This is a genomic window from Gimesia fumaroli (assembly GCF_007754425.1).
GTDB lineage: Bacteria > Planctomycetota > Planctomycetia > Planctomycetales > Planctomycetaceae > Gimesia > Gimesia fumaroli.
Map to the genome: position 1 here is coordinate 2,507,285 of NZ_CP037452.1, position 12,507 is coordinate 2,519,791.

Below are 12,507 nucleotides of genomic sequence, written 5' to 3' on the forward strand. Positions count from 1 at the left end.
AGAATCGTGCATCAGAAAAATGTGAGAAATCTAGTTATTTCAATGCTTTAAGATGAGGTGTTTTCATTCAGTCGATCAGAAATTCATACAGTAGATCAAAATGGAAGGGGAATATTTTGACTGATCAAATTTTAATAAAGGTAAGTAAATATATTGTAATGTCTTGATCCCTCTGCAAAAATCAAAGTGCACAGGCTCGGTGCGCGAATTCAGAGGGATGGGACATTGTGGTACCTTTTGTTCATGTCGATATGTTTTATTTCTCAGTATTCATATTAATTACGAGTGCGGTAGAGGGAGTATGTGATTGTGAAGAAGCATCGTTCTGGTTTTACTTTGATTGAGTTATTAGTTGTCATTGCAATTATCGCGATTCTGATTGCCCTGTTATTACCAGCCGTTCAGCAGGCACGAGAAGCGGCGCGCAGGTCGACCTGCAAGAATAATATGAAACAATTGGGAATCGCGATGCACAATTATCATGATGTGTATTCATGCTTTCCCATCGGTGCCCAGTCGCCGTATCACAAAGGAAACTGGCGCTTCAGCCTGCTTCCCAATCTGGATCAGACTGCGCTTTATAACCAGGTCACGAAGGTGCAACCGACGAATTTAGATGGTTTTGCAGGAAAACGTAATGATTCGATTGCGCTAGGAACATACGGGACCAATTTTGGTATTCTGGCTGGCTTGACCATCCCGGTTTTCAAATGTCCCTCCAGTGCACTGTCTTCAACGAATAATGCGACCTCTCCGACTCTGAATAATGCGCAACTTGGTCAGACCCATGACTATGTGGGTGTCATGGGCTCTTACCCCGATCCTGCGGGCCGTACGAATGTCTGTTCTCCCGATTTTGGTGGCCGTGGTTCGGCGTGTGAGAACGGCGTATTGTTCTTTAACGGTCACACAAAGATGCGTGATATCACCGATGGTACTTCCAATACCATCGTCATCAGTGAGCAGTCTGGAGCGATCGGTACGGAAGATTTACGATCCAATTATCAGGGGGGCTGGAGTGGCTTTTACAATAATACGCAGCGCCCCGCTCAGATTACTTCTGCCAGTCTATTTGTCGCAGGCGTCTCAACCATTCGTTATGCGATCAACCTGAATTCCAAGCCGAACGGCACGACAACCACTTACAGCTATAATACGGTTTTGAATTCTTATCATACGGGGGGGATTCACGTCCTTTTGGGGGATGGTGCAGTGCGGTTCCTCAGTGAAAATCTAGATAACGGCACGTTCCGGGCACTTGGCTCCAAAGATGACGGTGTTGTTCTCGGGGAGTTTTAACACCTGATTTACACGGCAATTATTTTTTCGCCAGTTAACCTTGATAGGAATGTGAGACGTGAAGTTATTTGATAAAAAGTGGAGCCCCCTTTGTGCGCTGTGTGTGATGTTCAATTTACTTGTTATTGCAGGATGTGGAGGCAACAACCCTCGAGGGATTCCTAGAGGAGACGTGACCGGCGAGGTGCTGTTTCAGCAGAAACCGGTTACCGAAGGTGTCGTGACGTTTTATTCAGAGCAGACTGGCATCGCGGCTCCCGCAGACCTTGACGGTAACGGTCTATTTACCATTCCCGACGGAATTGAGATCGGAACTTATACTGTCACTGTTGCGCCTCCATTTGTCGAAGAGGTTGCCGGAGCCCCGCCTGCGTCTAAGCCGACTCCCCAATATGAAAATATCCCTCAGAAATATCGTGCTATTGAAACCAGTGACTTGCGCGCGGATGTCAAAGAGGGGGGAAATCAATACGTCTTTAAAATGGAATAATGCTGCAACCCTTTGTATTCTGTAAAGAGAGTTTGAGGTTCGGTCTGAGAACCTCAGGCTCTCAGTTCAGTGATAGATACAATCCGTCATGCGAAAGGGACGCTGGTTATGCCATTCATCGATATTCATGCGGTCGAACCATTGGAAGTTCTACCTGGCTGTAAAATGCGCACGCCTTACGGCGAGAATCTGATGTTATCTTATCTGGAAATGGACGAAGGAGCCATCGTTCCCATGCACTATCATCCGCACGAGCAGGGGGGCATGCTGCTCAAAGGCAAGCTGGAACTGACCATGGGGGATGAGGTGCGAGTAGTAGAAGCGGGCGCGATGTTTATTATTCCTCCCAACACACCCCATCAGGCGATCGCCGTCGACGGACCGGCCGTGGTCCTGGATGTATTCAGCCCCGTCCGTGAAGACTACGCGGAACTGTATAACAAATACATTCCGACGACTGATGCGGAATCGTAATCAGGCTGGGAAAACGCTTATTGCTGCTGTTGTTTTTGTTGTTGCTTGAATTCTTCAGCCCGACGCAGCAGTTCTTTATTTGAGAGTTCTTCGATCTGTGCTGCGATGAGCCATTGAATCCCGAAGGGATCTTTGACGGAACAGCTGCCTTCTCCATAAAACTGATCAGCTGGCTCGGTGACGCTGACTCCCCCTGCTGCAATTGCTTTCTGATAAGTCGCATCTACGTCGGAGACGTAAAGGTGAATGAAAGAGGTCGTCTTGCCCCATTCTTCACAGGCATCCGCCAGTTCGATCATCGAATCTCCGATTTTCAAGCAGGCATGGCCGATGATATCTCCATGATATGAGATGATTTCAGGTGTCGCATCAAATACGGTCTTCAGAAATTCAATCATTTCAGCGGCTCCTTCGACCAGCAAATAAGGAGTGACCGTGTGATAACCTTTCGGAATATGGTGTAGGGACATGGGGGAGTTCTTTCGTTGTAAGAGACCATCCTTAAGAATATGGTGATTGAGGCCAGTGGTTAGCAATTGTACAATGGGTTATCTCAGATTTGAACGACATCTAAAAAAAATATTCTCACAGCCAGGCAACTAAGTCTGGACTACACATTCAGAAGGAATCGTCTGATGAGATTCGCGCTCAGTGCTTTTATTCTGTTTTCATGGATCAATCTGGTTTATGCCGTCGAACAGCCTAACGTGATCTTAATCATGAGTGATGACCAGGGTTACGGCGAATTGTCTCGGCACGGTAATCCGATTCTGAAAACGCCGAACCTGGATCAACTGGCAGCGCAAAGCATTCGACTGACCGACTTTCATGTCGCGCCCATGTGTACGCCGACGCGGGGACAATTGATGACGGGCCTGGATTCGTTTCGCAATGGCGCGATGAACGTCAGCAGTGGTCGAACCTTGCTAAGGCCTGAATTAAAGACGATGGCAGATCTGTTTCAGTCGGGCGGCTATCGCACCGGGATTTTCGGGAAATGGCATCTGGGCGATAATTATCCATTTCGGCCCGAAGACCGTGGTTTCGAAGAGACGCTCTGGTTTCCTTCTTCGCACATCAATGCGGTTCCCGATTTTTGGAACAACGATTATTTCGAGGATACCTACACGCACAACGGACAGCGGGAAAAATGTCAGGGCTATTGCACCGATGTCTTTTTTCGCGAAACCAAAAAGTGGATTCAGTCACAGAAACAGGGAAAGCCTTTCTTTGCCTATCTCCCTTTGAACGCACCGCATGGCCCGCACTTTGTGCCGAATCAGTATCGTGGACCCATAGAAGAGGCGATGCGAAAAAATGAGAACGTGGTGCAGCACTTGAAGCCGGCTCGTCGCAAATCGCTGATCAGTTATCTGGCGATGTGTGCTAACATTGATGAAAACATCGGCAAGCTCGACCAGTTCCTCAAAGAGTCGGGGCTGGAACAAAATACGATCGTCATATTCCTGACTGATAACGGAAGTACGATGGGCCCCGATTATTTCAATGCGGGAATGCGGGGCAGGAAGGTCACGCTCTGGGAAGGCGGACATCGCGTGCCCTGTTTTATTCGCTGGCCAGAAGGAAAACTTGGCCCAGCCCGTGATCTCGATGATTTAACCCACGTGCAGGATTTATTGCCGACACTGACAGAACTCTGTCGTTTACCGCAGTCAAATCTCGATCTGGACGGCATTAGTCTGGTGCCCCGAATTCGTGGTCAGGTGGAAGCACTGCCTGAGCGGATGCTGGTGGTGAATTACAGTCGCATGCCGATTCCTGGTAACAAAAAGAACATGTATCTGTCAGTCCCACGGAAAGAGGGGGCCGCGGTACTCTGGAAGCATTGGCGCTGGCTCGAAAATCGGGAACTGTATAATCTCAAGCAGGATCCTTTGCAGCAGAAAAACGTGGCGGAAGCACATCCCGATATCGTCAAAAAAATGCAGAGTCATTTGAATCAGTGGTGGGACGGAGTGAAAGAGGCTGCCTCTGTTCCGCAACGGGTGGTGATTGGTCATGCATCGGAAAACCCGGCGATGTTGACTGCCTGTGAATGGCTGGATGTTTTTGTCGATCAGCAGGGACAGGTCCGCCGCGGTGTAAGGAAGAACGGAACCTGGTATCTGAATGTGGATCAGCCGGGGACGTATGAACTGGAACTGCGTCGTTGGCCGCGCGAAAGTGGCTTGAAGTTGAATGAAGGGACGCCGGCACTCAAAGTCACCGATGGGCAGTTCAGAAAAGGCGTTGCACTGCCGATTGCGAAAGCCAAAATTCAGATCGGTACATTTGAAGCAGTCGGCCATCCGGGTGCGAGTGGCCAGGCGATAACATTTGCCAATGTTCCATTAGAAAGTGGTCCAGTGAAATTGAAGACCAATATGCTAAATGAACAAGGTCAGGAGATCTGCGGCGCGTATTATGTCTATGTGAAGCGGAAGTGATCAACTAAGTCGCCGATTGTTTTCCTGTGGCACTCAGTAGTGTTTGTGCGAATGCTTCCAGATGCCGGATGTTATCGCAGAAGGCAGCATACTGGATCTCTTGCCGAATCGATTCGTGCAGCGCGCGTCCGCCGACAACGAAGGCGACGTCCAATCCGAATTCGTCATAGAGTTCAGAATAAGCTCGAATGAATTCTGTTTCATCGGGGACATAACTGACGCTGAGCCAGAATAATTTGGGGCGGTGTTGTTTAATCGCCGCGGCCAATGTTGTGAAAGGCAGGTTCGCCCCCAGTGAGACGGCGTTCCATTTGATATCACGCAGCACCAGTTCGACCATCGTTGTAGCCATAGTGTATTGATCTCCTTCAGCAGCTCCACCGATTGCCAGTGGTGCCTCAGCAGGAGGAGAGGGGATCAGGGTGCGTAATTCATGCAGGACGCGCAAGGCCAGTTCGCACCCGCGGCGTTCCTGGTAAACCTCGGCATCGCCACACTGCCACCGATTGCCAATCGTGGCAAACGCCTTCGCAAAGACCAGGTCGCAAATTGAACTGATGCTGTGCTCGGCCAGATACAGGTCCAATACAATTTGACGGCATTGTTCTTCATCACCCAGCAGGAGGGCTTCCGTGATCTGGTTAGCCGCCCGGTCGATAACGCGAATCGTCTGGCCGGTTGTCGCCGGGAGCCCCAGGACTTCAGGGCGTACGAGTTCATATTTACTTGATCTGAGGAACTCAATGAGCTCAGAGAGCGCGATGCGTCGATGTCCCCCGGCCGTGTATTGCGTGGGGATAATCCCTTTATCGCACCAGCGTTTAACGGAGGACTCACTCGCTTGGATCGCTCGGGCAACTTGTTTGGGGGTTAGAAACTCGTTCATGATATGTTCTTTTCTGAACGATTTGGTCGTTAAATGGCAATAGGTTCACTTTTACATACTAAGATTCTAGCTTCATAAATAGGATATGACAAGTTCTTGTTTTATAAGTCACTCTGCTGTCTTAAGATATAACTAGTTATTTTAAAATGAACGTTTTGAACGATTTTAGGGTTGTCTCGATAGTGGAGGAGTGGTATAAATAAGACAGTGCGTTTCAAATCATTTTCTGTTTTATGGGTGATGAGTAATGATAGCATGTTCATCTTTGCTTGAGGCACGGCAAGAAAAAGCGACCAGACGTCGAGCCGAGCGGTTATTACAAACTGAGATCGATTTCATTTCGAACCCTGCATTCAAGACATTGGACGTTGAGGGTGAATTTGAGATTTTCAGTGAATGCAATGCTGCATCCTGGGAGGGTAACAACAACTCCCCATCGTTGAAGAATCCACGTCAGTTGCCAGCTCATCTGGCACGGCTGTGTGAAGGGGATGTGCTGGCCGCTGATGAGGAACAAGCGCTGTTCCGTCGCATGAATTTTCTCAAGTACAAAGCAAATGTCCTACGGTCTCAATTAAATCCGGAGACGTGCAGCGATCAGGAACTGGATACGATTGAGTTGTTTTTAGACGAAGCATTGCGAGCTCGGAATCAGATCTTTCGCAGCAATATGCGACTGGTTGTTTCGATCATCAAAAAGTGCGTCACACCTCATGTCACTTTTGATGATCTGCTGAGCGATGGTATCTGGACCTTGATGAAAGCGGTTGACAAATTCGATTATGACAGAGGCTTTCGATTCAGTACCTATGCGTATCGCGCGATTACAAACTATGCCTATCGCAAAATTGCCGATCAGAGAAAAGAACGCTCACGATACCTGCAGGCCAAGCAAGAGCAGCCATTAGAAGAAGTCAGCGAGGAAAAGCGGCCTGAGATGGATGAGCAGACCTGGTTGGAATTGTCTGAGTTACTCGACCAGAAGATCGAAAATCTGGATCAGCGCGAGCAACTGATTGTCCGCGCCCGTTATGCACTGGGAAGGAGCTCCAAAGTGCAGACATTTCAGAAGCTGGCCGATCAGTTGGGAGTTTCTAAGGAACGCGTTCGGCAGTTAGAACAGCGGGCCGTGGCAAAGTTACGAGCGATGTCTGAGGAAACAAGACTGGATCAGATCCATGAACTGGTTGGTTGAATTCCACTCAGAAACGGTGATCAAGGGAGACGAAATCTTTGATGAATCAACAGACTGAGCTGGAAGTGTTTTTCGATGGTGCCTGCCCTTTGTGCCGGAAGGAAATCAACATGATTCGTCGTCTGGATCGTCGGCATCGAATTTTATTCACTGATATTGCGGAACCAGAATTCGATATCGAGATCTACGGCAAAACCATGAATCAACTGATGGAGGGAATCCATGCACGTCTGCCAGATGGAACCTGGGTGACTGGCGTTGAAGTCTTTCGCCGGTTATATTCCGCCATTGGTTTCGGCTGGCTGGTTGTGCCGACGCGGTTGCCTGGTGTATCCCATTTTCTGGATCTGGCTTATCACGTCTTCGCGAAAAACAGACTGAAACTGACCGGCCGTTGTCAGAACACTGCTGCTTGTGAGATTCCTGATCAAATTAAAGAGGCGCGGTCATGAAAATAGCCATCATCGGGGGCGGTATCTCGGGTTTGACTGCCGCTTACTGTCTGCATCAGCAACACGAGATCACATTATTCGAAGCCAATGAGTATATTGGCGGGCATACAAATACGATTGATGTTGATCTGGCCGGTGAACAACATGCCGTCGATACCGGATTTATTGTCTTTAATTACCATACATATCCGAATTTCACGCGGATTCTGAATGAACTCGGCGTGGCATCACAGCCGACTGCGATGAGCTTCAGTATGAAGTGTGATCGGACGGGCCTGGAATATCGCGGTGCTGATCTAAATGGATTCTTCGCCCAGCGACGCAATCTGATCAGCCCCCGATTCTATCGGCTGCTGCGAGATATTCTGCGGTTCAACCGCGAGTCGCTGGAGATCTTACAGTCAAACGATGAAAAACAGACGGTGGGTGACTATCTGGCGCGATATCATTACTCGCAGTCCTTCATAGACCAGTATTTCTTGCCGATGGGATCGGCGATCTGGTCTTGCCCGCTGGGAACGTTTGAGCAATTTCCGATTCGCTTCATTGTTGAGTTTTATCAGAATCATGGCATTCTGGCGATTCGGGACCGGCCTGAGTGGAGAGTGATTTGTGGTGGTTCGAATACCTACGTCAAAGCGATCACTGCCGGCTTCAGTGAGTCAATTCGGGTCGAAACCCCGATTACCTCAGTCATACGACATACCGATTATGTTGAGGTCACGCCTGTTAATGGTGTGACAGAGCGATTTGATCATGTGATTTTTGCCTGCCACAGCGATCAGGCACTCCAAATTCTCGGGACGGAAGCAAATGCGGTCGAGCGCGAATTACTTGCGAAATTTCCTTATGAATCGAATGTGGCCCAGTTACATACGGATACCACGGTGCTTCCGCAAAGCAGACGTGCCTGGGCCTGTTGGAATTATTTCATGCCCCGTGGTACTAATCAAAAGGCAACCGTCACGTACAACATGAATCATCTGCAGAGTCTGCGATCAAAAAATACTTTTTGCGTGACACTGAATGGTGAGGATCGTGTTGATCCCGACAAAGTGATTCGCAGCATCAATTATGCACATCCGATTTTTATGACCAGTCGTGCCGCCGCACAAAGGCGACACTCAGAAGTGATCAATCAACGGCGGACTTCATTTTGCGGTGCGTATTGGGGAAATGGCTTTCATGAAGATGGCGTGAGTAGTGCGTTGGCTGTTTGTAAAGAATTAGGGGGAACGAATCAAACATGGAAAGTGGGATCTACGAAGGTTGGGTCAGACACAGACGATTCACACCCGTTGAGCATCGCTTCCTCAACCGAATCTTCCTGATGTATCTGGATCTGGACGAGCTGGAGCGCCTGTTTGCGAGACGCTGGTGCTGGTCTACTCGCCGGATTGCGCTGGCCCAATTTCGACGTCGAGATCATCTGGGAGATCCCCAGAAAACGTTAGCGGAATCAGTGAGAGACCTGGTCGAAGAACAGGGTTTTCCCCGCCCAAACGGGGCAATTCGGTTGCTGACTCATTTACGGTATTTCGGCTTCATGATGAATCCGGTTTCATTTTATTTTTGTTTCGATCAAACCAATGAGCGTGTCGAAACGATCGTGGCTGAAGTCAATAACACGCCCTGGGGTGAGCAACACTGTTATGTGATTGGAAGAGATCAGTTCAAAGGAGAGGGAGAAAAATCTTCGACGGAAAAGGAGTTTCACGTTTCGCCTTTCATGCCGATGGAGATGGAATATTTCTGGCGGTTTTCTGAACCCGGTCAGGCGTTGACCATCAATATTGAGAATCAACGACAGTCAGAAAAAGTTCTGAGTGTGACCATGCAACTGAAACGACGCGAGATTTCAACCGCCAGTCTGATGCGATCGCTGATGCGTTATCCGCTGATGACTTGGTACGTTTTTGCTGCGATTTACTGGCAGGCACTGCGATTGTGGATCAAACGAGTTCCCTTTTATCCACATCCCGGCCTGATTGAATCTTCTGAGGAAAATACAAGTTCGAGGACACCATGATGGCACTTCAGAAACAGAGCGATTCGAAGAACAGAGAGCAAAAATTGTATCCCGGCCTGATTGACTCCGTCTGCCGCAAGTTGCTGTTTAAGCGATTGCAACGACTCATACGGGGGCAGCTGATCTTGCATGACGGGCCTGAGCGATTCTGTTTTGGTGAAGCAGAGGCTGAATTAAGTGTTGAGGTGATCGTACAGCACCCGCGGTTTTATCGTCGTGCGGTGCTGGGAGGCGGCCTGGGAATCGCGCAGTCATTGATCGACGGAGACTGGGCCGCTGATGATTTGACCTCGCTGGTCAGGGTTTTTATTCGGAATCTGGAAGTCGCCGATCAATTTGAGCGTGGCTTTGCCTGGTTTCGTCAGAAGGCAGCCAGAGCCGGTCACTGGTTACGACGTAATACGCGTATGGGGGCCGCCCGGAATATTCATGCGCATTATGATTTGGGGAACGATTTCTATCAGTTATTCCTTGATGAGACGATGTGTTATTCCAGCGGCGTGTTTGAAGAGGAATCCGCGACTATGCAGGATGCATCGCTGGCCAAGCTGGATCGGGCCTGCCGCAGTTTGAACCTTCAGCCAGAAGACCATTTACTCGAAATCGGTACGGGGTGGGGTGGCCTGGCAATTTATGCGGCAGAGCTTTATGGCTGCCGGGTCACGACAACAACGATTTCGCAAGAGCAATATCATCTGGCTATGGAACGAGTGCATGCTGCCGGGCTTTCCGATCAGGTTACGGTTCTGCTTTCGGACTATCGCGATCTGGAAGGCGAGTATGACAAGCTGGTTTCGATCGAAATGATTGAAGCCGTTGGTTCCGAGTATTTTGAAACGTATTTCGAAAAGTGCAGTCAGTTATTGCGCGACGATGGGATGATGTTTTTGCAGAGTATTGTGATCAAAGATCAGCGGTTCGAAGAGTACCTACGCAGTGTGGATTTCATTCGCCGCTATATTTTTCCCGGCGGTTGTCTGCCGTCCGTAGCGGCCATTCTGCAATCGACGACTCGCGCGACCGACATGCGGCTGCTGCAGCTGGATGACATCGCACCGCATTATGCACAGACATTACGTTGCTGGCAGGAGCAGTTTCAAAATCAACTGGATCGGGTGCGCGAACTGGGCTATTCCGAATCGTTCATTCGCATGTGGAACTATTATTTCAGCTACTGTGAAGCAGCGTTTGAGGAACGTCAATGCAATACGGTTCAGATGTTGTTTGCGAAAGCGGGGTGTCGCTTCGATCCGGTCCAGCGGCAGACGGTTGAGCGATTTGTTTCTCAAGAACAGGGAGTCCTGGCGTGAATCCCTGGTTTATGGTGGGCCTTGGTTGGATTTTCATTGCGCTAGTGATGGCTCTGCTCTGGCTGTTGCAGCGAAAGACCGGAGATGCCGGCATTGTCGATGTCGCCTGGGGCATGGGCGTGGGATTACTGACTCTGTTTTTTGTCTGGGGCAGTCATGAGGGGGATCTGGTACGACGGATTATGCTGGCGGTGCTGGCGATGGTCTGGGCACTACGGCTGAGCGGGTATATTTTATGGCGCGTGTGGACCATGCCGGAAGACGGTCGCTATCAGACCTTGAAAGAGAAATGGGGCACCGCCGCACAGTCGAAACTATTCTGGTTTTATCAATTACAGGCCATCGGCAGTTTGCTGTTTGCGTTGCCGATACTGATCGCCGCACAGGGGACTGCTCCACTGGGAGTGTTTGATTTTCTGGGGATTGGGATCTGGTTGACAGCGATCGTGGGGGAACTGATTGCCGACTGGCAACTCGCCCGGTTTCGAGCCCAAATAGAGAGCAAAGGGCAGGTTTGCCGCGAGGGGCTGTGGTACTACTCTCGGCATCCGAATTATTTTTTTGAGTGGTTGCACTGGTGGGCTTATGTTGGTCTGGCGATGGCTGCACCGTGGGGCTGGCTTACAATTTTGGGGCCATTGCTGATGTTGCATTTTATTCTGAATGTGACCGGGATTCCTCCCACAGAAGAACAGGCTTTGAAAAGTCGTGGTGATGCCTATCGAGAGTATCAGCGAACCACGAATGCATTTTTTCCCTGGCCTCCTGAAACGAAACAGGTGACAGTATGAAATCAGATTTGATGATGAATGCCGCGATTGAATTGGTTGAGCGAGGTTGGATCCCCGATTGGCTCACGAGGCGGGCGATTCGTAATCTGTGCAGTAAACGGCTGGCGACACTGGATGCCGGCAGCGATCAGGCTAACAGAGAGAACATACAGACTTTTATCGAAGCGGCGAAACAGAGCCCGATTGCCCTGGTCCCGGAAAAGGCGAACGAACAGCATTATGAAGTGCCTGCCGAGTTCTACCAGTTGGTATTAGGGAACCGTCGTAAATATAGTTCTTGTTACTGGCCAGAAGGTGTCTCCACGCTTGACGAAGCAGAAACAGCGGCCCTGCGCGAGACTTGCCTGCATGCGCAGCTCGAAGACGGAATGCAGGTGCTGGAACTGGGCTGTGGCTGGGGATCGTTGTCGCTCTGGATTGTGGAGAATTATCCCCATTGTCGTGTGACAGCGGTTTCGAATTCTCAATCACAACGCGCAGCGATCGAGCAACAGGCAATTGAGCGGGGAGTTGCAGACCGGCTCACCGTGATGACCGCTGATATGAACGACTTTGCGACATCACAGAAATTTGATCGTGTGATGTCGGTCGAAATGTTTGAGCATATGCGGAACTATCAACGTCTGCTCAACCGCATTGCCAACTGGCTGACCGATGATGGGAAATTATTCGTCCACATTTTCTGTCATCGTCAGTTTGTCTATGAATTCAGTGATCAAAGTGCCGATGACTGGATGGCCCGCCACTTCTTCACCGGCGGCATTATGCCCGGCGACGATTATCTGGCACAGTTCAACGAGCACATGCAGGTAACGGAACAGTGGCGTTGGGATGGTCGGCATTACCAGCGTACTTCCGAAGCCTGGCTGGCGAACCTTGATCAGAGACGAGACCAGATTCTACCGATTCTCGCCCAGACTTACGGCGAGCAGCAGGCAAAGCGCTGGCTGATCCGCTGGCGGCTGTTTTTTCTGGCAGTTGCTGAACTGTTTGGGTATCGGAATGGCTCGGAATGGTATGTCTCCCATTACCTGCTGGAGCCGGTTTCTGCTCAAAGCTCAGCCGGCAACGCAAAATCGTTGCAAACACCGCGTGACAAGTATTCCGCGGTTTGAGTCTGTCCCTGGTCGAGGA

The 12,507-nt window shown here is 49.8% G+C and carries 13 protein-coding genes; 11 read left to right on the forward strand and 2 right to left on the reverse strand.

The features are described 5' to 3' along the window. The first annotated feature begins 306 nt into the window (after positions 1-306). From Enr17x_RS09630 to Enr17x_RS09640, 3 genes are all read left to right on the forward strand, one after another. Positions 307-1,299, forward strand: coding sequence for a DUF1559 domain-containing protein (locus Enr17x_RS09630; protein ID WP_145313967.1), 993 nt, complete (start codon positions 307-309; stop codon positions 1,297-1,299). A gap of 58 nt (positions 1,300-1,357) precedes the next feature. Continuing rightward, on the forward strand, positions 1,358-1,789 hold the full coding sequence (locus tag Enr17x_RS09635) for a hypothetical protein (RefSeq protein ID WP_145308168.1): 432 nt from the start codon (positions 1,358-1,360) through the stop codon (positions 1,787-1,789). A gap of 108 nt (positions 1,790-1,897) precedes the next feature. Beyond that, the gene (locus tag Enr17x_RS09640; protein ID WP_145308170.1) at positions 1,898-2,263 is read left to right on the forward strand and encodes a cupin domain-containing protein; all 366 of its coding nucleotides are present in this window, start codon (positions 1,898-1,900) and stop codon (positions 2,261-2,263) included. A 17-nt stretch (positions 2,264-2,280) separates the two neighbouring features. On the opposite strand, the gene Enr17x_RS09645 is transcribed toward Enr17x_RS09640, so the two are convergent. After that, entirely contained in the window at positions 2,281-2,733 is a 453-nt protein-coding gene (locus Enr17x_RS09645) for a VOC family protein (protein WP_145308172.1), read from the reverse strand. Between the two features lie 165 nt (positions 2,734-2,898). Here Enr17x_RS09645 and Enr17x_RS09650 point away from each other — a divergent pair, with 165 nt between their 5' ends. After that, positions 2,899-4,710 carry an arylsulfatase gene (locus Enr17x_RS09650; protein WP_145308174.1) on the forward strand — a complete coding sequence of 604 codons (1,812 nt, stop codon included), beginning with the start codon at positions 2,899-2,901 and terminating at the stop codon, positions 4,708-4,710. Between the two features lie 4 nt (positions 4,711-4,714). On the opposite strand, the gene Enr17x_RS09655 is transcribed toward Enr17x_RS09650, so the two are convergent. Beyond that, complete coding sequence (locus tag Enr17x_RS09655) at positions 4,715-5,596, reverse strand: MerR family transcriptional regulator (protein ID WP_145308176.1); 882 nt, start codon at positions 5,594-5,596, stop codon at positions 4,715-4,717. Between the two features lie 247 nt (positions 5,597-5,843). On the opposite strand from Enr17x_RS09655, the gene Enr17x_RS09660 reads away from it, so the two are divergent. From Enr17x_RS09660 to Enr17x_RS09690, 7 genes are read left to right on the forward strand one after another with little or no spacing between them, the layout of a single operon-like run. Then, positions 5,844-6,791, forward strand: a complete 948-nt coding sequence (locus Enr17x_RS09660) for a sigma-70 family RNA polymerase sigma factor (RefSeq protein ID WP_145308178.1) — start codon at positions 5,844-5,846, stop codon at positions 6,789-6,791. Between the two features lie 41 nt (positions 6,792-6,832). Beyond that, the gene (locus tag Enr17x_RS09665; RefSeq protein WP_145308180.1) at positions 6,833-7,243 is read left to right on the forward strand and encodes a thiol-disulfide oxidoreductase DCC family protein; all 411 of its coding nucleotides are present in this window, start codon (positions 6,833-6,835) and stop codon (positions 7,241-7,243) included. Next, a complete protein-coding gene (locus Enr17x_RS09670) occupies positions 7,240-8,574 on the forward strand; it encodes an NAD(P)/FAD-dependent oxidoreductase (protein WP_145308182.1) in 1,335 nt (444 codons plus the stop codon). Before Enr17x_RS09665 ends, Enr17x_RS09670 begins: the two co-directional genes overlap by 4 nt. Next, complete coding sequence (locus tag Enr17x_RS09675; protein WP_145308184.1) at positions 8,490-9,272, forward strand: DUF1365 domain-containing protein; 783 nt, start codon at positions 8,490-8,492, stop codon at positions 9,270-9,272. The genes Enr17x_RS09670 and Enr17x_RS09675 overlap by 85 nt, the downstream gene beginning before the upstream one ends. Beyond that, a complete protein-coding gene (locus Enr17x_RS09680; RefSeq protein ID WP_232101001.1) occupies positions 9,269-10,582 on the forward strand; it encodes an SAM-dependent methyltransferase in 1,314 nt (437 codons plus the stop codon). The genes Enr17x_RS09675 and Enr17x_RS09680 overlap by 4 nt, the downstream gene beginning before the upstream one ends. Further along, a complete protein-coding gene (locus Enr17x_RS09685) occupies positions 10,579-11,373 on the forward strand; it encodes a DUF1295 domain-containing protein (protein WP_145308186.1) in 795 nt (264 codons plus the stop codon). Before Enr17x_RS09680 ends, Enr17x_RS09685 begins: the two co-directional genes overlap by 4 nt. Further along, complete coding sequence (locus Enr17x_RS09690; RefSeq protein ID WP_232101002.1) at positions 11,370-12,488, forward strand: SAM-dependent methyltransferase; 1,119 nt, start codon at positions 11,370-11,372, stop codon at positions 12,486-12,488. The genes Enr17x_RS09685 and Enr17x_RS09690 overlap by 4 nt, the downstream gene beginning before the upstream one ends. The last annotated feature ends 19 nt before the right edge of the window (positions 12,489-12,507 follow it).